The organism is Streptomyces sp. NPDC026301 (genome assembly GCF_055567935.1).
In genome coordinates this window covers 601507-628286 of the sequence record NZ_JBVHPN010000001.1, presented here as the reverse complement: position 1 = coordinate 628286, position 26780 = coordinate 601507, and the positions used below count along the sequence as shown (strand labels likewise).

The window sequence follows — 26780 nt, the reverse complement described above, 5'->3', positions numbered from 1 at the left end:
GGCGAAAGGCTCCGTGGGGCTTCTGCCGAACGATCTTCCCCACGGGCTATATGTTGGGCCCGGGGACACAGCTCCATCAATATCCGCATTTATTACAGCAAGGCGGGGCTGTCCGGTATTCCCCCCCGCGCAGACGGCCCGGCTCACCCGGCGGGCGGGTCCCCCCAGGGCATTTCCAGTGCGGCCCGGAGCGCGTCGACCGTTCCGCGGCCGATCCGCTCGGCGAGCTCCTCCTCCAGTCGCTCCAGAACGCGCAGCGCCCGGCGGTGCGCGCGGGTGCCCTGCGGTGTGCGGCGGATCAGCCGCTGCCGGGCGGAGGCGGGGTGCGGTGCCTGCTCCAGCAGGCCGGCGGCGACCAGGCTGTGCACCGCCTGGTGGGCGGTCTGCCGTGTGACGCCCATTCGGCGGGCCAGCTCGGACACGGTGGTGCCGTCCTCGTCCAGTACGGCGAAGAGCTGGAGCTGGGTGGGGGAGACCGGCGGGGTGTCGCCGTCGGTCTCGCTCATGGCCGTCAGCAGTGCCTGTTCGAACCAGTTGCGGGCCTCGCCGAGCAGTTGGGGGAGGTTGCGGCTGGTGTCCATCGGTACCTCACGGCAGGCGTGGCGGGTGGGTCTGCGTCCTGCGGCCGGTCGCTTGCGGCCCGGCGCGGACGTATGTCAGGCTACCTGACGTAGTCGATGTCAGGCTGCCTGACATGAAAGTCGTACGCCTCCGGGAGAGCCGATGACCTTTGAGTACGCCACCCGCTACCGGCGCGCCTCGCGCATTCCCGCCGAACCGGGCAAGCCCTACTTCATCGAGAAGGGCGAGGGTGACCGCGCCCACCTGTTCGGCGACCTGATCACCATCTACACGGGCGGCGAGCAGACCGAGAACACCTTCAACTTCTTCACGGTCGAGGGCCCCAAGGGCGACATCATCCCGGCCCATGTGCACGCCGACACCCACGAGGTCTTCTACATCACCGCCGGCGCCGTCCGGCTGTTCGTGGAGGACACCGAGGGCGAGCAGCAGGAGAAGCTGCTGACCACCGGCGACTTCGGCTTCGTACCGAAGAACTGCACGCATGCCTACCGCATGGAGCGGCACCACAGCCAGGTCGTCGGCGTCGCGGCCGGCCCCGGCGGCACCTTCGAGCGGTTCTTCGAGAACCTCGGCGCGCCCGCGGAGCAGATGGGCCTGCCGCACGCGCCCGTGATTCCCGCGCCCGAGAAGTTCGGCACCGTCCCGCAGGAGTTCGACGTCCGGTTCCTGCCCGACCACCAGTGGCGCACCCGGTGAGCGCCGCGCTGCGCGCGCTGATCGCGGCGCCCGCGCCCGACGTCGCCCCGCTGCCGCCCGCCGCGCACTGCGCCCCCGGCGTCCGGCTGCTGCGCGGCGTCCCCTATGCCGTCCCCGCGGGCAGCCGCCCTCTGGAGCTGGACCTGTGGCTGCCCGAGGAGCCGGCCGACGGTCCGCTGCCGCTGGTGCTGTACGTGCACGGCGGCGCCTGGCGCATCGGCCGGCGGGACGACATGGGGATGCGGCTGCGGGACTGGCAGCCCGGCCCCTTCGCCCGCATCGCCGCCGCCGGCTTCGCGGTTGCCTGCGTCGATTACCGCCTCTCCGGCGAGGCGCACTTCCCCGCACCCCTGGAGGACCTGCGCGCCGCCCTGCGCTGGCTCGCGCTGCGCTCCGCCGAGCTGGGCATCGACACCGCGCGGACGGCGGTGTGGGGCGAGTCCGCCGGCGGCCACCTCGCCTCCCTCCTCGCCCTCACCGGCTCGGCCCCGGGCCACGCGGGCCCCGCCCCGGCCGGCGCCGTCGTCTGGTACGGGCCGAGCGACCTGACCACCGCGCGCGGCGGCTGGGACCCGTGGGACGCGGCCACGCCCGAAGCGGCGCTCCTGGGCGCGGCGCCCGCCACCGTGCCCGATCTCGCCCGCGCGGCCAGCCCCGTCACGCACGCCCACGCGGGCGCCCCGCCCTTCCTGCTGGTGCACGGCGACGAGGACACCATGGTGGCGGGCAGCCACAGCCACGCCCTCGCCGCCCGCCTGGAGGCGGCCGGCGCACCGGTCGACCTGTGGACGGTCCCCGGCGCGGACCACGGCTGGTACGGGGCGTCCGACGAGCAGGTGGCGGAGATCTTCACCCGCTCGCTGGGGTTCGTCGAACGGCTGGTGCGCTGAGCCTTATCGCGTGCGCTGAGGCGTGGCGCCGCGTGCCGTGTCCAGGACCGTCCCGGCCGGGGAGGCGTCCGGGCCGCGCCAGGCGATGTGCTGGTCGGGGCGTACCAGCAGCAGCCCGGCCCCGTAGGCGGCGGCATCGGGGAGGCCGGGCAGGTCCAGCACGGTGAGCGGGAGGCGGCGTGCGGCCGCGGCTGCCACGAACGGTGCGGTGTCCGCGGCCTCGTCGAGGCGTACCAGGGTGAAGCCGGGCCCGAGGTGGTCGTACAGCGAGGAGCCGTCGGGCAGCCAGCGGTGGGGGAGCCGGGCGCCGGGGCGGGCCGAGCCGTGGTAGACGAGGGGCTGGTGACCGGGCACCGGGGAGCCGTCGTCCACGACGGCGGGGGAGCCGGCGTAGTGGTAGCCGAGGACGAGGCCGAGGCTGTGGAACTCGCCTCGTTTGGCCTCCAGCGCGTCGGCCACGGCGGTCCGGCGCGCGGCTCCGGCCGGCGTGTCCTCGTCGATGTCGCCATGGGCGAAGGCGTGGGCCAGGTGGGCTTCTTGGGCCGCGGCGTCGGCGATGGTGCGCTCGGCGACCGGGCGGCGCTCCGGCTCGTAACTGTCCAGCAGTGCCGGCCCCGCCCAGCCCCGCAGTACGGCGGCGAGCTTCCAGCCCAGATTCACCGCGTCGCCGACGCAGGTGTTGTAACCGTGGCCGCCCCAGGGCGGGTTGAGGTGTGCCGCGTCGCCGACCAGGAAGACCCGCTCACCGCGGTAGCGGTCGGCCAGCAGCATCCGCGCGGACCAGGGATCGGTGGCGTGCACGTGGATGTCCAGGTCGGCGCCGATCAACTGCCGTACCAGCGACGCGGGTTCGACGGTATTGGTCCGTACGTCCACGCCGTGCGCGATGGCCCACCAGGTGCCGTCCAGGTCCATCCGGCCGACGATGCCGCCCGCCGCCGCGCCCAGTACCCAGTAGTGCACCGCGCGGGCGCACAGGGCCTGTTCGGTCAGTTCGGGCGCGGTGAAGGTGATGTTGAGGTTGGGCAGCGCGCCGCTGCTGCCCTCGTACCGGGCGCCGATGGCGGCCCGGCTCACGCCGCTCGCGCCGTCGCACCCCGCCAGGTAGTCGGCGGTGACCGTGCGGGTGAGGCCGTCGGGCCCGGCGACCCGCGCCCGTACCCCGTCCGGCCCGTCCTCAGCAGCCACGAGGCGGTGACCCGCCAGGAAGGTGACGTTCGGCAACTCGGCCACCGCTTCCCGCAGTACCGCCTCGACGGCCGGCTGCGGGATCTGCTGGCCGCACTCGGCGAACTCCTCGCGGCGCTCACGGTGCAGCGCGAAGGCGTTCGGGAAGCGGGTGATCTCGCGGCCGGTCAGCCCGGTGCAGAACACCACGTCCTGCGCGTACGACACCGGCAGCGGCGCGGCGGCCCGCACCCGGTCGGCCAGACCCCAGCGCCGGAACAGCTCCATCGTCCGCGCGCTGGTGGTCTTGGCGCGCGGGCGGTCGGTGGCCACGGTCCGCCGCGGTTCCAGCACGCAGCACGGGATGCCCGCACGGCCCAGCTCGATCGCGACCGCGAGCCCGCTCGGCCCGCCACCGGCGATCAGGACAGAGTGGTGCTCACTCATCGCCGCTCCGATCCGACGATCGGCGTGCGCAGCGTGCCCAGGCGGTCGACCGTCACCTCGACCACGTCGCCCGGGCGCAGGAAGCGCGGCGGGGTGCGGGTGTAGCCGACGCCTTCGGGGGTTCCGGTGACCAGGACGTCCCCCGGCTGGAGCGTGAAGGTGCGGCTGGCCAGGGAGAGCACCTCGCCGACGGGGAAGATCAGGTCGCGGGTGTTGCCGTCCTGTACGAGTTCACCGTTCACCCGGGTGGTGAGCCGCAACCCGGCGGAGAGCGGGCCTACTTCGTCCGCCGTGACGAGCGGTCCCATCGGGCCGCTGCGGTCGGCGTTCTTGCCGAGCGTCCACTGCGCGGTGAGCTTCTGGGCGGTACGAGCCGTGAGGTCGTTGAACACCGCGTACCCGAGCACGGCGGACTCCGCGGTCACGGGGTCGGCGTCCGCCAGGGGGGACCCGACGACGGCGGCGACCTCGCCCTCCCAGTCCAGCCCCGGTTCGTTCGCCGGTACCGGTACGGGCACCTCGCCCACCGACAGCGAGGCCGTCCACCGGCCGAAGAGGGTCGGGTGGTCGGGCACGCCGTACACCCCCTCTTCCGCGTGTGCGCGGTAGTTGAGGCCGAGGCACAGCACCCGGGCCGACGGCGGGACGGGCGGGGCCTGCCGGACCTCGGCGAGCGGCCGCTCGCCACGGGGCACCGCGGCCGCCCGCGCGGTCCACTTCGGCAGCTCCGCGTAGAAGTCCCGGACCTCGGCCAGCGGCGTGACCCGGTCCCCGACCACGACTCCGACGACCGTGTCGCGGCCGTCCAGCAGACCGATGAGCTTCACCGCGTCACCTCCGTCGGCTCCGCCTGCGCGGTGCCCGTCGGCCGGGCGACGAGCCGGATGTCGAACTCGAAGTCGAGGAAGGGCGCGCTGAGCGACCACCGTTCCGCCGCTCCCGGATCCTTGATGTCCTTCGGGGTGACCACCAGTGCGTCCTTCACGGCGAAGGCCGCGTCGGAGTCGAGGTACGGGTCACCGGCGACGAACACGTGGGTGGTGACGGGGCGGTGCCCCGGGGCTTCCACCCGCAGGTGGATGTGGGCCGGGCGCATCGGGTGCCGGCCCAGCGCCGTCAGGAGTTCACCGACCGGGCCGTCGGTGGGTACGGGATAGCTGCTCGGCAGCACGCTGCGGAACCAGTACGACCCGTCCTCGGCGGTGGTGAGCAGGGCACGCAGATTGCCCGGCGGCTGCGCCGCGTCCTGCGTGTCGTAGCGCCCGGCGTCATCGGCCTGCCACACGTCCACCGTCGCGCCCGCCAGCGGCCGCCCCGCGCAGTCGGTCACCCGGCCGTGCACGGCCATCGGGCGGCCCCGCTCGCGCTCCGGCCCCTCGGCGATCCACGCACCGAGCGGGCGCGGCGGCGCGGGGGAGTGGAAGGGGCCCTCGACCGAGGAGGGCGTGGCCTCCGCGGGCCCGGCGTGGTTGACCTCGTCGACCGCGGAGGTCAGCCCGAGCATGTCGGACAGCAGGATGAATTCATTGCGGGTGGCCGTGCACGCGTGTCCGGTCCGGACGAGGAAGTCCAGACCGGCCAGCCACTCCTCCTCGGTGGGCCGCACCTCGCGCACGAAGGCGTGCAGATGCCGCACGGCCGCGCGGACGACCTCGGCCCGCCGCGGGTCCGCTGCCGCGATGGTGTCCAGTACCTGTGCCTGCAACCTGTCGAGTGCCTGGTCCGCTCCGGACGGCAGGGGCGTGTGCGCGCTCATGCTGCTCCTCTCGGTGGTGGGGCGCCGCGCGGCGGTACGAGGACGGGCATCGGCCCGAACCCGCCGTCGGCGGCGCGACGTTCACCAGCATGCGAACGCGACGTCACCGCGTCTGCGGGTGTTCCATTGAGTGGAGCGGTCCGTCACACTCACCCGATGAGTCACGTGAGCGAGGGCAGTGAAGCGCCCAGGCGCGGCAAGCGTCCCCGGAGCGGAGATCCGGTCGTCGACCGTGCGCTGTCCCTGCTCGCGGCCTTCAGCTCCGAACACCGCGCACTGGGACTCAACGAACTCGGCCGCCGGGCGGGCCTCCCGTCCGCCACGGCCTCCCGGCTCGCAGCCCGGCTGCACCAGTGGGGCGCGCTGGAACGCGACGAACAGGGCCGTTATGTCGTCGGGCTGCGGCTCTTCGAGGTGGCCTCGCTGGCGCCGCGCAGCCACGGCCTGCGCGAGGTCGCCCTGCCCTACCTGGAGGACCTGCACGAGATCACGCGCCAGCACGTGCTGCTCGCGGTGCGGGACGGCGACGAGGCCCTGCTCGTGGAGCGGCTCTCGGCACACGGCGCCGTGGAGACCGCCTATCGGGTGGGCGGCCGGATGCCGCTGCACGAGACCGGTGTCGGGCTGGTGCTGCTGGCCGCGGCGGATCCGGACGTACGCGCGGAGCGGATCGCCCGTGCCGAGTCGCCGTCGGCCGCGCTGCGGCTCCGTCGGCGGCTGGCGGAGGTGCGCAACACCGGCGTCGCCCTGTTCGAGCGGGAACGGCCCGCGCCCGTCTCCTCCGTGGCCGTACCGATCCGGGGCCGGGGCGAGCAGGTCGTCGCGGCCGTCTCCATCGTCGTCCCCGCGGACGCCCGCAGGGTCCGCGCCTACGAGCAGGTGGTCAGGGCCACCGCCATGGCGATCTCCCGCGCGGCACGCGGTCTCACGGGTGCGGGGTGCCGGGGGCCGGTCGTACCGTGAATCCGCCGTGGCCGTCGAACCGCACCTCCAGTACGGTGTCGAACCCGTCCGCCGGCGACGGCCTGCGCAGCCGCTGCCACGTGGCGCGGACCCCGACGTCGGGGACGCGGTCCCGGCCCTCCCGCGCGGCGTTGCGGCGCAGCGAGCCCGCGAGGTCCGGGGGGAACCAGTACGCCGTCACCGGCGCACCGTAGGCGTGGCCCACGGCCACCAGCGGTCCCCACTCCTCCGGCGTCGGATTGGTGTTGTCGACCACCACCGGCCGGCCGGCGGCCAGCGCCTCCGCCACCAGGCGCATCTGCCGTGCCTGCTTGTTCCGGGCCGAGCGGGGAAAGCGGTCCTTGCTCACCAGCGTGTGGCGGCCGGCGAGGTGCTGCTCGTAGAAGGTGGTCTTCCCCGAAGCCTGGAGCCCGACCAGCACGGACAGGGCCGGTCCCGTACTGTCCGGCGGCATCCGCCGCGCACCTCCTCACGCTTCGTTCCGGATCGTGCGGCACCACCATGGTGCCGCACGCCCGGAACGGTCACGCGGAGCCGGGCGGTGTGGCGTCCAGCCGCAGCATGACCTTGCTGCTGCCGCTCGTCCGGTCGGCGGCGACGGCCAGCGCCTCGGCCGCCCGGTCGATGCCGAAGCGGTGGGTGATGACCGGTGACACGTCCAGGCCCTGATGCAGGGCGAGGAGCGCGTCGTCGATCTCCTCGACGAAGCGGTACGAGCCGATCCAGGTGATCTCCCGCGTGACGAGGTCCCCGAGCGCTGCGGGGACGGCCGTGCCGGGGAGGTTGCCGACCTGGACGACGGTGCCGCCGCGCGCGGTCGCGCGCAGGACCGGGCCGAGCGCGGCCGCCGCGCCCGACGCCTCGAAGACCAGCTCGACGTCCTCCGGGAGGGCCCCGCCCTGGCCGAGGTCGACCGTCTCGTCCGCGCCCATGGCCCGCGCGACGGAGAGCGACGCGGCGGAGAGGTCGGCGGCGAGCACCGCGGCGGCCCCGCGGTGCTTCGCGGCGGCCACCACCAGAGCGCCGATCGGCCCCGCACCGTTGACCAGTACCGTCTTCCCGCGCACATCACCGGCGCGGTGCACGGCGTGCATCGCCACCGCGAGCGGCTCGGCGAGGGCGCCGTGTTCGGTGGTCACGTTCTCCGGGAGCGGCCGGATCTGTGCCGCGCGGACCACGCGGTACTCGCTGAACCCGCCGTCGGTGTGCGGATGGAGGGCGGCGGATCCGAAGTAGCGGACGCGGGGGTAGAGGTTGGTGCGACCGGCGAGCCTGTCGGGCAGCGGGTCGGTACCGACCGGCTCGGCCGGGTGGACGGTGACCGGCTGCCCCTCCGTCAGCCCGCTGACGCCCTTGCCGAGCGCGGCGATCCGGCCCGCGACCTCGTGCCCGAGGACGAGCGGGTCCTTGAGCGCGGCCGTGCCGGTCGCCCCGTTCTTCCAGTAGCCGATGTCGGAGCCGCAGATGCCGCCCCACTCCATGGCGAGGAGTACCTCTCCCGCACCCGGCACCGGCTCTGGGCGTTCGTCGATCCGGAGGTCACCGGGACCGTGCACGACAACCGACTTCATACCGCGTCCTCCAGACGCACCAGGTCACGCCCGCGCGATTCGGGGGCGAGGACGATGGACACAAGGGTGATGAGCGAGTAGACGACCAGCATCGCCGCGATCGGCCACCAGCTGCCGGTGACGGCGGTGAGGGTGGCCGCGACGACCGGGCCGATGGCGGTGGCGAGGATGCCGCCGATCTCCTTGGCCAGCGCGAGCTGGGTGAACCGGGTTCGCGCGCCGAACAGTTCGGCCATCGTGACGCTCTCCAGCGAGAAGAGGCCGAGCACGCCGACGTTGAGCCCGACGATCATGCCGACCATCACCCCGGCCGTGCTGCCCGAGGCGATGAGCAGCATCACCGGGAACGCGAGCAGGATGGTCAGCACGGTGAGGACGAGATAGACCGGACGGCGGCCGAAGCGGTCGCCGAGCAGGCCGACCAGCGGCACGGTGACGAAGCCCAGCAGCGAGCCGTACACGATGGCGTCGGTCGGCACGGACCGGTCGGCGCCCAGCGTGGTGGCGATGTAGCCGACGAGGAACGTCTGTACCAGGCCGGAGTTGCCGGCCTGCCCGAACCGCAGGCCGAGCGCGAGGAAGAACGCCTTGCCCTTGCGCTGCCGCAGGCCCGCTTCGATGACGCTCTCGCGCTCCGGCTCGACGGCCGCCTCCGCCACCGCCGCGGCGGCCTCGGTGCGGGACATCGCCACCCCGTCCACGACGTCGGCCCGCTCCTCGAAGACCGGGCTCTCCTTGAGGTTCCGGCGCAGCCAGACCGCGAAGACCATGAGGGCGAAGCTCAGCAGGAACGGCAGCCGCCAGCCCCAGGAGACGAGCTGGTCCTCGCTCAGCACGGCGAGCAGCACCGCCCACAGCCCGGAGGCCGCCAGCGTGCCGGAGTTGGTGCCGAGGGAGACCAGGGAGGAGATCAGGCCGCGGCGCTTGGCGGGCGCGTACTCGGCGAGCATGACCGTGGCCCCGGCGATCTCCGCGCCCGCGCCGAAGCCCTGCACGAGCCGCAGGACGACCAGCAGGATCGGGGCGAGGATGCCGATCATGCCGTACGGCGGCAGCACGCCGATCAGCGTGGTCGACGCGCCCATCAGCAGGATGGTGAGGAACAGGACCTTCTTGCGTCCGATGCGGTCGCCCATCCGCCCGAAGTACAGGGCGCCGGCGAGCCGGGCGACGTAGCCGACCCCGTAGGTCGCCATGGCGGCGATCAGCCCGATCGCGGGGCTGACGTCGGGGAAGAAGATCTTGTTGAAGACGATGGCGGCCGCCAGCGAGTAGAGCTGGAAGTCCATGAACTCCATGGCCGTGCCGAGCCAGCCGGAGACGGCCGCTCTGGTGAGGTCGCGCGTCGTTCTTCCGACGGCGCCGTCCGGCTCCGCCTGTGTGGTGTCCGTCATGGGTGAACTCCGTTGTTCTTACTGCACTTCGGGACGTGCGGGGCGGGTCAGACCTCGATCCGGCCGGCCCGCAGCGCGGGGAGCCGGGCGGCGACGGCGGAGACGAGCGCGCCGTCCCCGGCCAGGTCCGCCGCGCCGAGGACACGCAGCAGCCGGCGGACCGCGTCCGCGTCGTCCGCTGCCTCGTGCCAGCAGCGGCCCAGGGCGGCCGCCGAGGGGTCCGTCGTACCGAAGAGCTGACCGCCGTCGTCGGCGGGGCGGGTGGCGTTCGCCCAGCCCGCGAGGGCGAGTTCGAGTACCGGGGTGGCGGTGGCGGCGGCGCGCAGCGTACGCAGCGCGTCGAGCCACCGCTCCGGGATCTTCAGGGACCCGTCGGAGCCGATCTGCCGGAGCAGGTGCCGCACACCGGGGTTGCGGAACCGCTCGACCAGGTCGCCCGCGTAGGCCGCCGGGTCGGGGCCGCCCGCGGGCAGCGTCGGGGCGACCTCGGCGCACAGGGCACGGACGAGGCGCTCGCCCCAGCCGGTCGCCATCGTGTCCGCGATCGTGGTGCAGCCCGTCGCGGCGCCGAGGTAGGCCAGCGCCGAGTGGGAGCCGTTGAGCAGCCGCAACTTGGTGAGCTGGTACGGCACGACATCCGGTACGAACAGTGCGCCGTCGAGCTCCCACGGCGGCCGCGGCCCGGCGAAGGAGTCCTCCAGTACCCACTGCCGGTACGGCTCGCCGACGACCGGCAGCGCGTCGCGCACGCCGAGCGCGGTGTGCGCCGCGCGCAGGTCCGCTTCGGTGGTCGCGGGCACGATGCGGTCCACGATGGTCGAGGGGAAGGCGACCGAGGCCGCCATCCAGTCCAGTACGGCCTGCCGGTCCGGCCAGGGCGCGGCCGCGACGAAGTCGCGCACGACGCGGCCGAGCGCGGCGCCGTTGGCGGCCATGTTGTCGCAGGAGACGACGGTGAGCGGGGCGCCGCCCGCGCGCATCCGCGCGGCGAGCCCGGCGGCGAGCCGTCCCACGACGGTGGTGAGCGCGCTCGTGGCGCCCGCCGCGAGGTCGGCGGCGATCTGCGGCGCCGCGACGTCCAGCGCGCCCGTGTCGGGGCTGCGGTGGTAGCCCTTCTCGGTGATCGTCAGGGTCACCACGGTGACGTCCGGATCGGCGAGCAGCGCGTCGACCCGCGCGGCGTCCGGGCGCATCCCCAGGGCGTCGATCACCGACCCGACGGCGCGGGTCACGGTGTCCGCCGGGCGCAGCTCGGTCAGCGAGTACAGGCAGTCCTGGGCCCGCAGCGCTGCCGCGGTCGTCGCCGAGCGCGGGGCGACGGCGGCGATGCCCCACGGCTCACCGGAGCGGGCGGCGGCGTTCTCGGTATAGATCGCCTGGTGGGCGCGGTGGAAGGCGCCGAGGCCGAAGTGGACGATGCGGGGGCGCAGCTCGCGGGGGTCGACGGCCGGGCGCAGCTCCGGCGCGATCCGGCCGAGCGCGGCCAGGTTCAGCGAAGGCGTGGTCACGGCGCTCACCAGTCGTGCACCGAGCCGTCCAGGCGCCGCGCCACGGGGAGATAGCGGGCCTGATAGGGGAAGCGCTCGGCGGCCTTCTCGTCGTACTCGACGCCCAGACCGGGCTCCTCCGACACGTGCAGCATCCCGTCGGCGAACGTCACGCCGCTGCGGAAGACCTCCGCCGTCTCGTCCGCGTGCGCCATGTACTCCTGGATACCGAAGTTCGGCACCGCGGTGTCGAGGTGGACGGCGGCGGCGAGGGTGACGGGCGAGAGGTCCGTCGCCCCGTGCGAACCGGTCCTGACCTGGTAGAGCGCGGCGAGATCGAAGATCCGCCGCAGATGCGTGATACCGCCCGCGTGCACGACACTCGTCCGCACGTAATCGATGAGCTGCTCGGTGATCAGGCGCTGCACGTCCCAGATCGACGTCAGTACCTCCCCCACCGCGACCGGCGTCGTCGTGTGCTGCCGGATGAGCCGGAACGCCTCCTGGTTCTCGGCCGGCGTCGGGTCCTCCATCCAGAACAGCCGGCAGTCCTCGACCTGCTTGCCGAAGCGGGCGGCCTCGATCGGGGTGAGCCGGTGGTGCACGTCGTGCAGGAGGTGGAAGCCGAAGCCGCAGCGCTCGCGGACCGCCTCCAGATAGGTGGGCGCGAACCGCAGGTACGCCTCGGTGTCCCAGGGCTGCTCGTCGGGGAGTGAGGTGGCGGCCGGCTCGTAGACCTTGCCCTTGCGCACCCCGTACGTACCGCCGACGTCGGGGACGGCGGCCTGGGCGCGCACGGCCTTGTAGCCGAGGCCGAGGAACCGCTCGACGTCGTCGATCAGGGAGGCGGTGTCCGTGCCGCTGGCGTGCGCGTAGACCATGACACCGGCGCGCGAGCGGCCGCCGAGCAGCTGGTAGACGGGCAGCCCCGCGACCTTGCCCTTGATGTCCCACAGTGCCGTGTCGACGGCGGAGATCGCGGTCATCGTGACCGGCCCGCCGCGCCAGTACGCGCCCCGGTAGAGGTACTGCCACATGTCCTCGATGCGCGCCGGGTCCTTGCCGATCAGCAGCGGTACGAGGTGATCCTGCAGGTAGCTCGCCACGGCGAGCTCGCGGCCGTTCAGCGTGGCGTCGCCCAGGCCGGTCACGCCGTCCGAGGTCGTGATGCGCAGGGTGACGAAGGTCCGCCCCGGCGAGGCGACGAACACCTCGACACGCTCGATCTTGCTCACAGAAATCTCGCTCCTTCGGATACGCACCACGCCGGTGGGAGGGCATGCGTCGCCCGACACCTGGTCGACCAGCACTGGTATACAAGCACTGGTCGCACAGGTGCGCAATACTTTGGAAGCACTGATCGACCAGCGTGGGCGGCCGGGCCTGCGCGCCCCGATACGATGAGCGCATGGCCCGATCGAACCGGCAGCGAACCAGCCGCCGCGCCGTCTACGAGACGCTGCGCCGCAAGGTTCTGACCCTCGAACTCCCCCCGGGCGCCGCGCTGTCCGAGAACGAGCTCGCGGCCGCTCTGGGGGTGAGCCGTACGCCGGTACGGGAGAGCCTCATCCTGCTGTCGCAGGAGGGCCTGGTGCAGATCTTCCCGCAGGTCGGCTCGTTCGTCTCGCGCGTCGACCCGGCAAAGGTCGCCGACGCGCAGTTCCTGCGCGAGGCCGTCGAGCTGGCGGCCCTGGACGACCTCCCCGCCGACCTCGACGCGGACATCGTCGAGGAGCTGCGGCGCAATCTCGCCGAGCAGGAGCGCCCGGGACTGGACCTGGAGGACTTCTTCGAGCTCGACGAGGCGTTCCACCACGCCCTGCTCCGGCTGAGCGGACACGGCAGCGCCTGGGCGACCGTGGTCTCGGCCAAGGGACACCTCGACCGGGCGCGCCGGCTCGGCCTCTACGACACCGCCACCCCGACGGGCTTCGCCGCCCAGCACGTCGAGATCTTCGAAGCGGTACTCGGCGGCGACGCCACCCTGGCCCGCTCGGCCATGCGCACCCACCTACGAGCGGTCTTCGACGACGTCGAGCGCGTCCGCGCCCGCTCCCCCGAACTCTTCGCCAAAGACACGGGCTCGGTCCCGGTCCGCCGCAACGTGGTGGTGTGGGAGTGAGGGACGCCGGAGCGTAGCCCCAACCGGGAGGCTCTATAGGGACTTTGGCATCACCCGAGTTCTGTCACAGCTCTGCCCTCCTCTCGCTGTGCCACCTATGATGCTCTTCTGGCATATGCGCAACGGGGGGATTGATGTCAGCGCAATCCGCTGCGGAGCAGAACGGCGCCGACGAGCGCGAACGCGTACTGGACGCTGTGCTGGGGCCGGCCAGCGAGGCGTACTACGCCGACCGTGTCCGCTCGGGGAGCGAAGCCCGGGTCAGAGCCCAGTCCGCCCAGTCCACCGTCACCCTGTTCGCCGGCGGCATCGTCGCGGCCCTGACGTTCACCCAGCTCGCCGACCGATCGCTGCTCACGCGGTGGGCGGGGGTCGTAGCCGTGGCGCTCTGGCTGTCCGCGGCTGTCCTTTACCTGCGGGCCGTGGCGCAGCCGGTGACGAAGCTGGCCGGGCCGAGCCACGCACGGGACCGGCTCGACCTGCTGAACGCCTTGCTGCAACGGGCCGACGACGAGGCGGCGCAGGTCGACAAACGGCAGCGGCACGCGAACCGGGTGGTGGTCGCGGCGCTGTGCCTCAGCGTGGTCACCGTCGGGCTGGCCGCCGTTTCCGGCCCGGAGAAGGAGCTGGTCCCCGGCTCGGTACTCCTCACGCCCTCGTACGCGAAGAGCGCACGGACTGTGTGTGACCTCAAGGGGCAGCGCATCGTCGGCCGCATCGACAAGGGCTCGCTCGGAAAGCCCTTCGTGCGCGTCGCGGTGAGTGCCAAGGAGTGCGGGAGCGGAACCGCCGCAACGGAGTTGATGGTACCCAGGAAGGCCGTTCGGGCCATCGCTGTCGAAGGGGACTGAAAACAGCATGAGCACGGCATTTCATTTCTTATGCTTCACACCACTCGCCCAGCGGGAGGCCGTGCTGGAAAGCGTGCGCGCCCTGCACGGGGCGGGCCACCGGATCGACGGCATCTTCGTCCTCGGCACGCGTGCCGCCGACCCGCGGCAGGTGAGTCGTGACGAGACCGGCGACGTCCTCGACACCGTGCTACTGGAGTGCCTGGAAAACGGCGACGAACGCCTCCCCCCGGTCGTGACCGTGCCGTGGCAGGGCGACCTCGCCCCCCTCGGGGACGGCCGGAGCATGTTCGCCAAAGCGCTCACGCGGTACTGGAGCGACACCGAACAAGGGCTGTGGAGAGGAGAGGAAGAAGACATCGTCGACGCGATCCGCGACGCGCCCTTCGCGGAATTCGTCGAGTGGTCCGAGAGCTACGAAACTTTCCCCGGGTGGCAGCAGGGCCTGCTGCCGGGCGAAGGAGCGGTACGGCTGGCGCAGGACGGAATGTCGCTGGGCATTGCCGTGGTGAACACCGTGTTCCGCATGGCCGTACCCGGCGCCACCCCGGACCTGGCCACGTGCACCGCCGGTCAGCTGAGCCGTACCGTCGGTGGGGACTACGGCCAGTGGGCGAGCGCGAACGACCTCTCCATCGTCGTGGCGGGTCACACCGCTCCGTTACCGGACGCGCTCGCGACCGCCCTCCCGCGGACCCTGCTGCTCGCTGCCGATGGCGAGTTCGCACGGCCCGCGTCAGGTGAGCGATGGCTCGTGCCCTCCCGCGGCGCAATGCGGCAGCACAAGCTCCTGCGGTTGGAAACCACTCCCGCCGGAGACCCGAAGGTGCGGGACCTCGCTGCGCCACCCGCCGAACAGCCCGTTCCGATGCCCAGGACACGGCGTGCCAAAAACCGTCCCGCGGGCTCTGCCGCGCCCTCGCTCGTGCCGGAACCATACGACGAGGGGGCCGTCCTCGATGAGTTCTATCGGCAGGTCGGCACCGGCCGGATGATTCTGGTCGCCGTCTCGGGAATCCACGGCGACGGTGCACCCATCGACACGGACGAATTCAACCAGCGGCTGACCCAGGCCGTTTATGGCGAAATGCCTGATCCGCCGCCCGCCATGCCGGAGATCTGGACCACCGCCCTCGAGCGTCTGGGCACCCGTGCCGTCGACCAGTACGTCGGCGAACTGCGCACCAGCGAGGACGTATTCGCCCAGGCCGCGCACCGCATTCTGCACGCCCCCTGGTGGCGCATCTACGATTTCACCGCTACGGACATCTTCTCCTCGGTGCTCGCACACGACCCTCGCGCGGCGGAGACCAACAGGTTCGTCAACGCCATGGTGAGCAAGCCCATGGCGCGGAACGCCACGGTCGAGACGGTCGCCATGCACGGGGACCCAAGTGGTGCGGGCTCGCTCGATTTCGGCATTCCCGCGGACGAGGACCCGGCGTCACGAAGCCTGTGGTTCCGCAAACTCAGGGCCGAGCTGCTCTGCCACCCCACGGTCTTCATGGCCGCTTCGCCGCGCAGCCGGTCGCTGTGGCAGGCGCTGGAGCTGGCACAGCCGCAGACCGACGCGGAGCGTTTCCCCCGCTTCGTCATCACCTCTCCGGGCAGCGCCGCCGACCAGGCCCGGTTCCGGCAGGCAGGGCTGACGTACATCCAGGCACCGCCCCACGAATTCGCAGTCCAGCGATTGCAACCAGGGCTGGAGGTACTCCAGATGGGTAAACGACGGCTCGCGGATTTCCAGGTCGGTGCCCGCCGCTCCGGAATCAAGCTGGTCTCCTCTCTCGTCGACAGCGCGCTCTCCGGCAGCGCCGAATTCCTCAAGGGCCAGGATCCGACGTGGGGTGACATCAAGGACGGATTCGCCGCGAAGCTCTCCATCATCGACCGCATCCGCGCCGGTGCCCTGCCCGCGGAGGACGAAAAGCATGGGATCGTGCTGGTGGAAGGCCGAGCCGGGTCCGGAAAGACCACGGCGCTCATGCAGTTCGCGTATGAATTGCACCAGACCGGCCGAACGGTGGCCTGGATCGACCGTGAGGCGACCGATCCGCTGCCGAATCTGAAGGCGCAGGCACATGGCATGTCCGCCGACGCCGTCTTCGTGGACGACGTGGACATCTTCGGAAGAGTGGGCGCCTCGCTGCTGAAAGACCTCAGCAATGGCGGCCGGACACTGGTTGTTGCGGCGATCCGCACGACCCGCACCGACGAGCTGGACGTGTCGTTCCGGCCCCGGCGGATATCGGCAGACGAGCCCTTGAAGGATCAGGATCTCGGGCGAGTGGTCGACATACTGCATCAGCACGGCCTGCCGGGGATACTCAAGCAGCACGGGTTGCGGCAGCAGAAGGTCGACAAGCTGCGGGAACTGTGCGACCGCAGCCTGCTCGCGGCAATGATCCAGGTGGTCACCGGTGAGCGTTTCGAGGAAAAGGTCGCCAGTGAGTACCGCCAGCTCACCCAGGACCAGGTCGCGGTGTATTCGACGGTGTGCGTCTTCGAATCCGCCATCGTCTTCAAGAAACGCGGCATCGAGCAGGAGGACCTGCTGCAGATAGTCTCCGGGCGGTCGGCTCCCAAGCCGTCGTTGCAGAAGGCGATCGACCGGCTCGTGTCCATGCGATTGCTCACCCGGGCAGCGGACGGAACACTGCGCTGCCGGCAGCGCACCATCGCCGACACGGTGGTCGAGACGGTACTCAAGAAGACCCCTGACCGGCTGGGCTCCGTCATTGAATTCCTGCTGAAGTTCTATGCACAGTACGCGGCCGAATCGCGAGACAACGACGACCCGTACCGCCGGATCATGATCAGGCTGCTGAACCACTCCCTGATGGTGTCCCTCCGGCTGTCCCCTGAGGTGGTCCGCCACATCTACGTCACCGTGCACGAATTGCTGCGCGACAATTTCCACTACTGGCTGCAGCGGGGCGAGTACGAACTGGAGCGGGGAGACCTCGGCATCGCCGAGAACCACCTGGAAACGGCTCAGGGCTGCGAGGGCGGTGCCAGCGACCACTTCGTCCTGACTGCGTGGAGTGCCATACGGCTGCGACGCTCGACGGTCAATGCCGGTGACGCCGCCCTGCGGGCTCGGGCCCTGGAAGCCGTGGGAGTACTCCAAGGCGTGGCGAAGCGGTACGGCGGGGCGTCTCCGCACGCGTTCTCCGTCATCACCCGGCGGGGCACCGAGTGGCTGGATGCGTGCGAGACGCTGCTGTCCGGAGACGAGATGGACGACACGGTCCGTCGTATTCTTCGCGTCGTTGAATTGGGCCGGCGGTTCTGCAAGGACAACCACGAGTTCATGCGCATCGCGGACGAGTACGAACCGCAGCTGAACCGGCTGTTGGAACGCAACAGGGGAATTCCACTGTAGCCGCGCGCCTGCGTGCCCATTCCAGCAGCACGGCCCCCGTTCCTCCGCGCTGGGAGGGACGGGGGCCGCTGCGTGTGGGCGGGTCAGAGGGTGGGGGCGCGGTGGGTCGGGTGGCCGTTCAGGACCGTGAGGAGGACCGGGAGGCCGGCCAGGTCGGCGGCCGGGGTGGTGAGCGGGCTGTCCGCGAAGGCCGTGAGGTCGGCGCGGTGGCCGACGGCGAGGCGGCCGGCCTCCTGCTCCTCGCCCGCCGCGCGAGCGGCGTTGACGGTCATGGCCTGGAGGGCTTCCAGGGCGGTCAGCGCCTGGCCGGGGCCGTGCGCGGGCCGGGTGAGGTCGCGGGTGGGGCGGCGGTGGCGGGCCCCGGCCATGACGGTGAGCGGCGGGTACGGCGCGATCGGCCAGTCCGAGCCGAGGACGACCGTGGCGCCGGCGTCCCACAGGTCGCGGCAGCGCCAGGCGCGCGCCGCACGCTCCTCGCCGAGCCGGCGGGACCAGTTGTCGGTGTGATCGGCCCGGGTGAAGTCGCAGCAGTGGGTGGGCTGCATGGACGCGATGACGTCGAGCTCGGCGAAGCGGCGCACGGTGTCGTCGGGCACGGTCTCGATGTGCTCGATGCGGTGCCGGACCGGGCCGGCCCCCGTGGTGCGGGCCTTCTCGACGGCGTCGAGGGCGTGCCGTACGGCCGCGTCACCGATGGCGTGGGTGGCGGTGGGCACGCCCGCGCGGTGCAGTTCGCCGATGACGTGGGTGTACGCGGCCGGGTCCGGCCAGAAGGCGTGCGTGGACTCGCCGTGGCAGTCGGGGCGCTCCAGCCAGGCGGTGCCGTTGTCGATGGTGCCGTCCATGAAGAGCTTGACGCCCGCGGTCCGCCAGAGCCGGCCGCCGGTGCCCTGCTGCGTGATGAGTGCTCGCAGCGCCTCGTCGTCGGCGCCGGGCTGGCACCAGGGCGCGACCCGCAGCCGCAGCGGCAGTTCGCCGGCCGCGTCGAGTCCGGCGTACAGGGCGAGGCTGTCGCCGTTGGCGTCCATCGCGTGCCCGCCGGTGAGTCCGGTGGCGGCCATCGCCCGTAGGGTGGCGGCGAGTTGGTCGCGGCGCTCCGCGTGGGTGGGCCGGGGCGCCGCGCGCTCGACGAGCTCGCAGGCGGCGTCCTCCAGGAGCAGGCCGGTGGGCCGGCCCGCGTCGTCGCAGACGACCTCGGCGGCCTGCGCGAAGGTGCGCGGCCCATCGACGCCGGCGAGTTCGAGCGCGCGCGGGCTGGCCAGCACGGAATGGGCGTCGAAGAGCTGGAGGAGGGCCGGGACGCCGTCCAGTACGGGGGCGAGCGCGGCGGCCTCGACGGGGCGGTCGCCGAAGACGTTCGGGTCCAGGCCCCAGCCGCGCAGCCACGCGCCGGGCGCGAGCGTGCGGACCTCGCGGGCCAGGGCCTCGCGTACGGCGTCCAGGTCGGCGCAGCCCGACAGGTCCAGGCCCTGGGTGAGTTCGGCGCCCGACACCGGGTGGAGGTGCCCGTCGACCAGGCCCGGAGTCACCACGGCGCCCTTCAGGTCGAGCACTGTGGTGGAGGGTCCGGCGAGCGCGCGTATCGCACGGTCGTCGCCGAGGGCGGCGATCCGCCCGTCCTGGGACACGGCCAGGGCGGTGTCCGGCAGGAACGCGCCGGTCACCGGGTCGAGCAGGCGGGCGGAGAGCAGGACGAGACGGGGGCGCACAGCGGCTCCTCGGGAGGTGGTCAGTTCGGGTGGGCGGGCCGGTCGGCATGCGGGGTCAAGGACCCGCGCTCCAGGCCGAGTTCGCGTTCCGCGGTGGTGATGGCCATCCGGGCCACCGCGGGCGGGTCGTCGCCGGTGTGGGTGTTGGCCGTGGCTCCCAGACCGTCGATGACGACAAGGATCTGCACGGCCGTCACGTACGGGTCATCGGTGCGGAATTGGCCCCGTTCCACGCCCTCGCGGATGAGGCCCTCGAGGCGCCCGCACCAGGCGGTCCCTTGCTCGACGACCCGGTCGCGCAGCACGGGCCGGTACCGGCTGAGGTGCCGGGCGTTGAGCCAGAGCCGGGTGATGTCGTCGAACGCCTCTCCCGTCGCGTGTGCGAAGAAGCGAGCGAGGTGCTGCACGGGGGTTCCCTCGGGCCGCTCGGCCGGGATGAGCGTGTCGAGTTCGGCGGTCGCGGCTGTACCGAACGCCTCGGCCACGAGGTCCTCCACCGCCGGGAAGTAGTGACTGATCAGCCCCGGGCGGACGTCGAGGTCTTCGGCGATCCGACGCAGCGTGATGCACTCCAGTCCCTCGGTCAGGGCGATGGAGGCCGCCGTCCCGACGATTTCCGCACGTCGGTCGGCCGGCGATTTCCGAATTCGCTTGCGCTGAACGCTTGACGACATATCCCGGATGCTATTGAGTGTGCGACCAATAAGCAAGCAGGCGGGCATGACCAGCACCCCGGAGGGCTCCATGGCGTCCACGCTTCCCGATCCGCACCCAGACACCCGAGGCGCCGATGAGACACCACCGCCTTCGGACCGGCCGGGCCGCATCGAGGCGCACGGCATCGACCACATTCCCGAAGGGGAACGCCACGGCCGGGCCCGGGAGCTGTTCGCCGTCTGGGCGGCGGCGAACGTCAACTACCTGAGCCTGGTGGTCGGCGGCGCGCTGATACTCATGGGCCTGAGCCTGTGGCAGGCCCTCGCCGTGATCGTGATCGGCAACCTGTTCTGGGTAGCCGTCGGCCTGCTGGCCGTCTCGGGCCCGGCCTCGGGCACGCCGAGCGAAGTCATCATGCGGGCGATGTTCGGCGTCCGCGGCAACCGCGTGAACATCGCGATCACCGGCTGGCTGATCTGCATCTGTTACCTCGCCCTCAACCTGGCGGCGGCCGCGGTCGCGGCCTTCTCCCTCGTCGAGAAGGCCGGCCTCGCGCCGAACACCGGCGTCAAGATCGCCGTCGTGATGGCCATCGCCGCGGTCACCCTGGCCATCAGCGTCTACGGCCACGCCACGATCATGAAGCTCTACCTGCCGATCACCGTGGTCCTCACCGCGGCGTTCGCCGTCGTGGCCGTCAGCGTCATCGGCCACGCCGACTTCGGCTACCGGCCCGCCGAACCGCTGACCGGCAGCGGCCTGTGGGCGGCCCTCATCGGCGGCACCACCCTCATCGCCTCGGGCCCGCTCTCGTACACCAACAGCGCCGACTTCTCGCGCTACCTGCCCCGCACGACGTCCCCGAAGGCGATCGTCGGCTGGACCGCACTCGGCGGCTTCCTGCCCAGCGTCGTGGTCTGCTCGCTCGGCGCGTTCGCCGCGACCGCGGTCGACATGACCGACCCGCAGACCGCCCTGGAGAAGATCCTGCCCGGCTGGTTCACCCCGTTCTTCCTGCTCGCCCTGGTACTGGGCACCATCGCCATCAACGCCATGACCGCCTACAGCTCAGGCCTCGCCCTCCAGGCCGTCGGCGTCCGCATCCGCCGCTCCCTCAGCGTCCTCGTCGACGGGGTGCTCGGCGTCGCCCTGACCCTGTACGCGCTGCTCGTCTCCGACTTCCTGGACACCGTCAGCAACGTCCTCCAGCTGACCGTCGTCCTGCTCGGCCCCAGCATGGCGATCTACGCCACGGACATCCTGCTGCGCCGCAACCGCTACGACGGCCCCGGGCTGACCGACGAGACCCCGGGCAGCCCGTTCTGGTTCACAGCCGGCGTCAACCGGGCCGGCGCCCTCGCGCTCACGGCCGGCACCGCCGCGGCGGCGCTCTGCGTGAACACCCTGTACACCGGCCCACTCGCCCGCGCCCTGAACGGCGTGGACCTCGCCCTGCCCGTCGGCATCGTCGTGGCATCGGCGGCCTACGCGCTCATGACGCGCCGCTCACCTGCCACAGCGACCCCGCGACGCGCGGCAGCCCATCCGCGATGACACCACCCGGTTCCATGGCAGCCAACGGCTCGTCGGGCACGACGAGAGGCGCGCTCCCCTCAACGCCCCGCGTTTCCCGGTCACTTATGGCCGGACGGCGCTACGGTGTGAACGCAGTGCCACACCCGCGGAGGGGAGACACATGTTCAACGAAGTGGCAGGCCTGGTTGCCACGGGGATCCTGCAGGCGGCCGGGACCGACGCCTGGTCGGCGATGCGTGCGCGGCTCGCCCGGCTACTGGGCGGCGGAGACGCACGGCGGGAGCAGGCCGAGCTGGAGCGCCTCGACCGGACGACCTCGGATCTGGCGGCCGGTGAGCTGAGCGAGGAAGAGCGGACACTGCTGTGCCAGTCCTGGCAGGCCCGCTTCCGCAGGTTCCTCGAAGGTCTCGGCGAGAGCGAGCGCAGGCAGGTGGTCGCCGAACTCCGTGCGCTGATGGAGCCGTACACCGAACCCACCCAGGAGAACGGTGCGGTCTCGGGCAACACCTTCAACGGCCCCACCGCGGTCCAGGCCGGCACCGGCAACCAGCAGGTCAATCACTTCACGCCACCGGCATGAGGGACACAGGCGGCCGCGACGGCGGGGTGTCCGGCAACGACTTCCACGGGCCCGCCGCAGCACAGAGCGGTAACAACAACACGCAGCACAATTACTACGTGGAGCCACCGCGAGGCGATCGACGGCGGCCGCGGCTCATCGTTGCCGCCCTTCTCGTGCTGGCGGTGATCGGCGGGGCCGGCTGGTGGCTGGTCGACTCCGGGAACGGTGGTTCGCCGGGTTCCACGGGGAAGGGGACTTCCTCGGCCGGATCGACGAGTCCCCGACCGGCGTCGGGGGAGCCGGGCGCCTCTTCGGAGGCGGCGCAGGACGCGGAAGCCCCGGCGCCCTCGGCGTCGCTGTCCTCATCGGCCGCCGGCATCCAGTGGACGGGGACCGTGCGGATCAACGAGGAAGGACTGCGGCTCGACAAGAAACCGCCGGAACGCACCCCCGGGTACTCCGCGGACGTCCAACTGGGACTCGTCGAGCCGCCGCGGCTCACCGGCAGCGCGTCGGGCTTCGCCCTGTGGCCGGAGCGGCGGATGCCCACGCGGCAGGAGTGCTCCGATCTCGCATCCACCCAGGGTGTCGAGCAGCTCGAGGTCACCAAGGGAGCCGTGGTCTGCCTCACCACGATTGAGGGCCGCACGGCTGTGCTGACCATTACCTCGGTGAGCAACAACTTCAACACCGGCGTCATGGCCCAGGCAAGCGTGTGGTCCAAGCCCGACCAGTAGAAGCGGGCGAGACCGCTCCGAGCAACGTCGGCGACCGTGGCTCCCGCACTCAGTCCGCCGCGGCCACGGCGGGCTTCGGTGCGGGGGCCCGCGTGCCGTCCCCGGTACCCACGCGCCAGGCGATGCAGGTGCCGAGCAGGGCCAGCGCGCCGCAGCAGGCCCAGACGGTGACGTAGGCGCTCTCGGAGGCGACGCGGGCGCCCGGGACGTCGAGTACGAGGTGGTTCATGACGGCGGCGAAGGCCGCGCCCGCCACCGAACCGGCCAGCGTCTTCAGAGTGTTGTACATGCCGGTGCCGATACCGGTCTGGTCGGCGGGCAGATGCCGGATGAGCAGCGCCGGCAGGGTCGCGATGGCGGTGCCGATGCCCGCGCCCGCGATGATCCCGGACACGGTCATCTGCCAGGGCGCGCCGTGCGCGAGGACCATGCCGAGGTAGCCGAGGGTCACCAGGACGAAGCCGCCGACGAGGGTGTGCTGCGGGCCGAAGCGGCGGACGGCGCGGTCGGCGCAGGTACCGGCGACCGCCATGGCGATGACGTGCGCGGCGCCGAGCAGGGAGATGCCGAAGGCGTCCATGCCGAAGCCGAAGCCCAGGCCGGGCGGGGTGGCGAAGAACGACGGGTTGGCGGTCTGCGCCCCGTACAGCACACAGCCGGTGAGGAAGCTCAGTACGTACAGCAGCGCCATGCTGCGGCGGGCCATCAGCCGCACGTCCACCAGGGGCTGCGGCGCCCGCAGTTCGGTGCGGACGAACAGCGCGATGAGGACGAGACCCAGGCCGACGGCGGCGACGGTGGGCGCGAGGCCCCCGCTCTTCGCCAGCGCCATGCCGATCATGAGGGCGGCGAGGCCGCCGCTGAGGAGTGCGGCACCGGCCCAGTCGATGCGGCACAGGGCGCGGGTGGTGGACTCGGGGATCAGCCGGAAGGCCACGGGCAGACAGAGCAGGATGGCGACGGCCGGGAGCATCAGCAGCCCGTGCACGTCGTGGACCGCCCGGGAGAGCAGGCCCGTGCCGAGGGTGCCGAGGGTCGCGCCGAGGGTGAGCGCGCCGACGAGCATTCCGATGGCGGCGCCTGCCCGCTCGGGCCGGACCCGGTCGCGGACGATCGCGAAGTCGAGCGGGAGCCAGCAGGCGAAGACGCCCTGCAGGGCGCGGCCGACGAGGAGCACGGCGAAGCTGTCGGCGGTGGCGACGATCAGCGAGCCGACGGCGACGGCGACCATGGTGACGCGGATCATGCGGCGGTGCCCGTAGATGTCGCCGAGCCGGGAGAGCAGCGGCACGGAGATGCCCGCGACGAGCAGGAAGACGCTGTTGACCCAGTTCAGGTCGCCCGCGCCGACGTGGAGTTCGTTGCCGATGAGCGGTAGCACGACGGGCACGGAGCCCTGCAGGATGCCACTGCACAGTTCGATGAAGACGAGGAAGCCGACGACGGCGGCGGTGGACGGGGAAGTACTGCCTGGGGAGGCGCTTCTGGGCATGGCGGGGTCTCCAAGGCGTGCTGGGGTACGGGCGGGGCGCCGTCGGGGCCCGGCCCGTGAGGAGGGGAGAGACGTTGGGGAGGGGAGAGGGGAGGGGTCAGCCGGTCGCCGGGTCCGCGGCGGGCAGCCGCGGCACCTGTCCGGCCAGGGCGAGGTCAACGAGCTGTTCGACGGTGTTGCTGTGGACGGGAGCGGGGCGGAAGGAACGCCGGTAGACGAAGAATCCGTTCCAGAGGTCGAGCAGCGCGTCGGCGTCCACGTCCGGCGGCAGGTCGCCGCGGGCGATCCCGCGCTGCACGGCGGCCCGCGCCTGGTCCCTGCGGTGCGCCACGATGTCCAGGAAGGACCGCAGGACGGCAGACTCGTCGGCGGCCGCCTCGATCAGGCACAGCCGCGTGAAGGCGTCGTTGGCGCGGGTGAAGTCGTCGATGTAGTCGCAGACGATGAGCAGTTCGGCACGGGTGTCGCCGAGGTCGGGGACGGTGCGGACGTCAGCGCGGGCGACGAGCACCTCGGCGATCACCGCGGCTTTGTGCGGCCACCACCGGTAGAGGGTCTTCTTGGACACGTTGGCGCGCACGGCGATCTCGTCCATGGTCACGCCGAGGTAGCCGCTCTCGGCGAACAGCTCGGAGGCCGCCGCCACGACCCGGTCGTGGACGTCCTTGCTGCGGGGTCGGCCGGCCGGCCGCTGCGTGCTCGCCATGGCGTCCCATTTCGGGGGACGGCGGCCGCCCCGTCAATAGGAAACGACAAGTTCCTGAAATACGTCACCTGGCCGTAACCCCGTGCGGAGATCCCTCCGCCGTTCTTCTCGCCAGGGCCTGTTCACCGACACGAGAAGCGTGTACACAGAGGGTCGTCCAAAAAGGAAACGACTCGTTTCCTATCCCGCGCGCCCATCCCGTACGCCCATCCCGTACGCCCATCCCGACGGTGGAGGATTCCCATGCCCGCAGCCGCCCCAGCCCTCCGCGACCGCGTCGCCGCCCGGCTCGACGCGTACAAGGACCGTCTGCTGGAGCTCAGCCACGAGCTGCACGCCGACCCGGAGACGTCCTTCGCCGAGACCCGGGCCGCCGGCCGGCTCGCCGCGCTGCTCGAAGACGCGGGCTTTACGGTGGAGCGCGGGGCGTGCGACCTGCCGACCGCGCTGACCGCGACGTACGGCAGCGGCGACCTCACGGTCGGGGTGTGCGCGGAGTACGACGCGCTGCCGGAGATCGGCCACGCCTGCGGGCACCACATCATCTGCGCCGCCGGCGCGGGCGCGGCCATCGCCCTGGCCGCGGCCGCCGACGAGCTCGGGTTCCGGGTGAAGCTGCTCGGCACCCCGGCCGAGGAGGAGGGCGGCGGCAAGGTACTGATGCTGGAGCGCGGCGCCTTCGACGACGTGACGGTGGCGATGATGGTGCACCCCTCCCGGACCGACGCCGTCGACCCGCGCGGCTCCAGCAACGCGGTGGCCCGCTTCGAGGTCACCTTCGCCGGCCGCGCCTCGCACGCCGCCGCGGCCCCCGAAGGCGGGCTGAACGCCGCCGACGCCGCGGTCGTCGCCCAGGTCGCGGTGGGCCAGCTCCGCCAGCAGCTCCGCGACGGCTACCGGGTCGCCGGCATCGTCCGGCACGGCGGCGAGCGCACCAACATCATCCCCGAGCGCGCGGTACTGGAGTACGAGGTGCGTACCCCCACCGGCGAGGAGCTGACCGGGCTCCGCGAACGGGTACTGAACTGCTTCCGCGGCGCCGCGCTGGCCACCGGCACCACGATGGAGGTCCGGCCGATCCAGCCCGACTACCTGGACCTGCGCCACGACGCCGCGCTGATGGCCGCCTACGCCCGCAACCTCGGCGCGGCCGGCCGCGAGGTGCCCGAGCCGGGAACGGTACCGCAGAGCACGGGCGGCTCCACGGACATGGGCAACATCACCCACGCCCTGCCCGCCATCCACCCCGCGATCGGCGTGCTGGGGTCCCAAGGGATGCCGCACACCCGGCAGTTCGCCGAGGAGACCGCCGGCCCGGCCGCCGACGAGGCGGTGCTCGACGGCGCGCTCGCGATGGCTTGGACCGGCCTGGACCTGGCCGCCGACGCCCAGTGGCGGGCCGAGTGCGTGGCCGGGCGTGCCGTTGCCCACGGCAGCAGGAGCGGTCTCGCGGCCCGCGGCTGACCGCGTCCGGCCGCGCCCGGATTCGCTGCGGTCAGCCGGTCAGCCGGTCAGCCGGTCAGTCGGCCGGCACGGTGCGGCGCGATCGGATCAGCGCCCGGCGGCCGAGGACGATGGCGATCAGTCCCAACGGGACGGCCGCGATAGCTCCGACGAGCCCGTTACCGGTGCCGGGACCGCCGCTGGAGGTGGCCAGGTGCAGCACCGCGAGGGCCGTGCCGGCCAGCCCCACCGCCATGGCCGACAGGGCGCCGGTGCGCGCGTTGCCGGTGCGGATACGGCCGGCGACGCGGGCCAGGGCCAGCCGGCCGAGGGCCACGCCGACCATCCCTACCCCGAGGGCCAGGTTGGCCCCGGTCCGCCCGGCGCCGATGACTCCGCCCTCGGCAGTCGCCAGCAAAACGTCTGATGCGTTCATGCCTCTCTCCTTCTTCTCGCAGAGCGATTCCAAGGCTGCGCTGTGCCCTTGAGGCTGTGCCTTGAGCATGTCTGCCGACCGCACCGCCGGTCGTCCCGCAGACGCAGGCACTTTGCGTTGCCACCGATGCCGCAGACGCCTGCCGCGGACGCGGCAGGAGCCGCGCGGATACCGCGGGCGCGGTAGTC

Annotated in this window: 24 protein-coding genes; 10 read left to right on the top strand and 14 right to left on the bottom strand. The window is 72.2% G+C overall.

The genetic code is table 11. The features are described from left to right. Positions 1-143: 143 nt before the first annotated feature. Entirely contained in the window at positions 144-581 is a 438-nt protein-coding gene (locus ACZ4MH_RS02745) for a MarR family winged helix-turn-helix transcriptional regulator (RefSeq protein ID WP_351587100.1), read from the bottom strand. Positions 582-723: 142 nt separating this feature from the next. Between ACZ4MH_RS02745 and ACZ4MH_RS02740 the strand changes: the two genes are divergently transcribed. After that, positions 724-1281, top strand: coding sequence for a quercetin 2,3-dioxygenase (locus tag ACZ4MH_RS02740; RefSeq protein WP_351587098.1), 558 nt, complete (start codon positions 724-726; stop codon positions 1279-1281). Beyond that, positions 1278-2171: an alpha/beta hydrolase gene (locus ACZ4MH_RS02735; protein ID WP_351587096.1), complete on the top strand. Its 894-nt coding sequence runs from the start codon at positions 1278-1280 to the stop codon at positions 2169-2171. The genes ACZ4MH_RS02740 and ACZ4MH_RS02735 overlap by 4 nt, the downstream gene beginning before the upstream one ends. Positions 2172-2174: 3 nt before the next feature. Here the strand turns inward: ACZ4MH_RS02735 and ACZ4MH_RS02730 are convergent, their stop codons facing one another. From ACZ4MH_RS02730 to ACZ4MH_RS02720, 3 genes are read right to left on the bottom strand one after another with little or no spacing between them, the layout of a single operon-like run. Continuing rightward, positions 2175-3785 carry an FAD-dependent monooxygenase gene (locus tag ACZ4MH_RS02730; protein ID WP_351587094.1) on the bottom strand — a complete coding sequence of 537 codons (1611 nt, stop codon included), beginning with the start codon at positions 3783-3785 and terminating at the stop codon, positions 2175-2177. Next, a complete protein-coding gene (locus ACZ4MH_RS02725; RefSeq protein ID WP_351587092.1) occupies positions 3782-4612 on the bottom strand; it encodes a fumarylacetoacetate hydrolase family protein in 831 nt (276 codons plus the stop codon). Before ACZ4MH_RS02725 ends, ACZ4MH_RS02730 begins: the two co-directional genes overlap by 4 nt. Further along, entirely contained in the window at positions 4609-5541 is a 933-nt protein-coding gene (locus tag ACZ4MH_RS02720) for a dioxygenase family protein (RefSeq protein WP_351587090.1), read from the bottom strand. Before ACZ4MH_RS02720 ends, ACZ4MH_RS02725 begins: the two co-directional genes overlap by 4 nt. A gap of 156 nt (positions 5542-5697) precedes the next feature. Here ACZ4MH_RS02720 and ACZ4MH_RS02715 point away from each other — a divergent pair, with 156 nt between their 5' ends. Continuing rightward, positions 5698-6504: an IclR family transcriptional regulator gene (locus tag ACZ4MH_RS02715; RefSeq protein ID WP_351587088.1), complete on the top strand. Its 807-nt coding sequence runs from the start codon at positions 5698-5700 to the stop codon at positions 6502-6504. Here the strand turns inward: ACZ4MH_RS02715 and ACZ4MH_RS02710 are convergent. The 5 genes from ACZ4MH_RS02710 to manD form a co-directional block, all read right to left on the bottom strand. Further along, positions 6467-6958: an ATP-binding protein gene (locus ACZ4MH_RS02710; RefSeq protein ID WP_351587086.1), complete on the bottom strand. Its 492-nt coding sequence runs from the start codon at positions 6956-6958 to the stop codon at positions 6467-6469. The genes ACZ4MH_RS02715 and ACZ4MH_RS02710 overlap by 38 nt on opposite strands. Positions 6959-7028: 70 nt before the next feature. Next, positions 7029-8075 (bottom strand): L-idonate 5-dehydrogenase, encoded by a 1047-nt coding sequence (locus ACZ4MH_RS02705; RefSeq protein ID WP_351587085.1) that lies wholly within the window; start codon positions 8073-8075, stop codon positions 7029-7031. Then, complete coding sequence (locus tag ACZ4MH_RS02700) at positions 8072-9469, bottom strand: MFS transporter (protein ID WP_351587083.1); 1398 nt, start codon at positions 9467-9469, stop codon at positions 8072-8074. The genes ACZ4MH_RS02705 and ACZ4MH_RS02700 overlap by 4 nt, the downstream gene beginning before the upstream one ends. 47 nt (positions 9470-9516) lie before the next feature. Beyond that, positions 9517-10977 (bottom strand): mannitol dehydrogenase family protein, encoded by a 1461-nt coding sequence (locus ACZ4MH_RS02695; protein ID WP_351587081.1) that lies wholly within the window; start codon positions 10975-10977, stop codon positions 9517-9519. A 5-nt stretch (positions 10978-10982) separates the two neighbouring features. Then, entirely contained in the window at positions 10983-12191 is a 1209-nt protein-coding gene (gene manD / locus ACZ4MH_RS02690) for a D-mannonate dehydratase ManD (protein ID WP_351587079.1), read from the bottom strand. A 173-nt stretch (positions 12192-12364) separates the two neighbouring features. Between manD and ACZ4MH_RS02685 the strand changes: the two genes are divergently transcribed. The 3 genes from ACZ4MH_RS02685 (at position 12365) to ACZ4MH_RS02675 (ending at position 17314) form a co-directional block, all read left to right on the top strand. Beyond that, positions 12365-13078 (top strand): GntR family transcriptional regulator, encoded by a 714-nt coding sequence (locus ACZ4MH_RS02685; RefSeq protein WP_351587077.1) that lies wholly within the window; start codon positions 12365-12367, stop codon positions 13076-13078. A 134-nt stretch (positions 13079-13212) separates the two neighbouring features. After that, entirely contained in the window at positions 13213-13929 is a 717-nt protein-coding gene (locus tag ACZ4MH_RS02680; protein WP_351587075.1) for a hypothetical protein, read from the top strand. Positions 13930-13990: 61 nt separating this feature from the next. Then, positions 13991-17314 carry a P-loop NTPase gene (locus ACZ4MH_RS02675; RefSeq protein ID WP_351587073.1) on the top strand — a complete coding sequence of 1108 codons (3324 nt, stop codon included), beginning with the start codon at positions 13991-13993 and terminating at the stop codon, positions 17312-17314. A gap of 83 nt (positions 17315-17397) precedes the next feature. Here the strand turns inward: ACZ4MH_RS02675 and ACZ4MH_RS02670 are convergent, their stop codons facing one another. Continuing rightward, entirely contained in the window at positions 17398-19023 is a 1626-nt protein-coding gene (locus ACZ4MH_RS02670; RefSeq protein ID WP_351587071.1) for an amidohydrolase, read from the bottom strand. Positions 19024-19043: 20 nt separating this feature from the next. Further along, positions 19044-19697, bottom strand: coding sequence for a TetR/AcrR family transcriptional regulator (locus ACZ4MH_RS02665; protein ID WP_351587112.1), 654 nt, complete (start codon positions 19695-19697; stop codon positions 19044-19046). Positions 19698-19767: 70 nt separating this feature from the next. Here ACZ4MH_RS02665 and ACZ4MH_RS02660 point away from each other — a divergent pair, with 70 nt between their 5' ends. The 3 genes from ACZ4MH_RS02660 to ACZ4MH_RS02650 all read left to right on the top strand — a co-directional run bounded on the left by ACZ4MH_RS02660 (position 19768) and on the right by ACZ4MH_RS02650 (position 22515). Next, complete coding sequence (locus ACZ4MH_RS02660; RefSeq protein ID WP_351587110.1) at positions 19768-21234, top strand: purine-cytosine permease family protein; 1467 nt, start codon at positions 19768-19770, stop codon at positions 21232-21234. Positions 21235-21376: 142 nt separating this feature from the next. Beyond that, positions 21377-21796, top strand: a complete 420-nt coding sequence (locus tag ACZ4MH_RS02655) for a hypothetical protein (protein ID WP_351587069.1) — start codon at positions 21377-21379, stop codon at positions 21794-21796. After that, the gene (locus ACZ4MH_RS02650) at positions 21793-22515 is read left to right on the top strand and encodes a hypothetical protein (protein ID WP_351587067.1); all 723 of its coding nucleotides are present in this window, start codon (positions 21793-21795) and stop codon (positions 22513-22515) included. The genes ACZ4MH_RS02655 and ACZ4MH_RS02650 overlap by 4 nt, the downstream gene beginning before the upstream one ends. 49 nt (positions 22516-22564) lie before the next feature. Here ACZ4MH_RS02650 and ACZ4MH_RS02645 read toward each other — a convergent pair whose 3' ends face one another. Next, positions 22565-24007, bottom strand: a complete 1443-nt coding sequence (locus ACZ4MH_RS02645; protein WP_351587065.1) for an MFS transporter — start codon at positions 24005-24007, stop codon at positions 22565-22567. A gap of 97 nt (positions 24008-24104) precedes the next feature. After that, entirely contained in the window at positions 24105-24713 is a 609-nt protein-coding gene (locus ACZ4MH_RS02640) for a TetR/AcrR family transcriptional regulator (protein ID WP_351587063.1), read from the bottom strand. A 243-nt stretch (positions 24714-24956) separates the two neighbouring features. On the opposite strand from ACZ4MH_RS02640, the gene ACZ4MH_RS02635 reads away from it, so the two are divergent. After that, positions 24957-26177, top strand: a complete 1221-nt coding sequence (locus ACZ4MH_RS02635) for an amidohydrolase (RefSeq protein WP_351587061.1) — start codon at positions 24957-24959, stop codon at positions 26175-26177. Between the two features lie 55 nt (positions 26178-26232). Here the strand turns inward: ACZ4MH_RS02635 and ACZ4MH_RS02630 are convergent, their stop codons facing one another. Then, the gene (locus tag ACZ4MH_RS02630) at positions 26233-26592 is read right to left on the bottom strand and encodes a DUF6223 family protein (protein WP_351587059.1); all 360 of its coding nucleotides are present in this window, start codon (positions 26590-26592) and stop codon (positions 26233-26235) included. Positions 26593-26780: the final 188 nt, after the last annotated feature.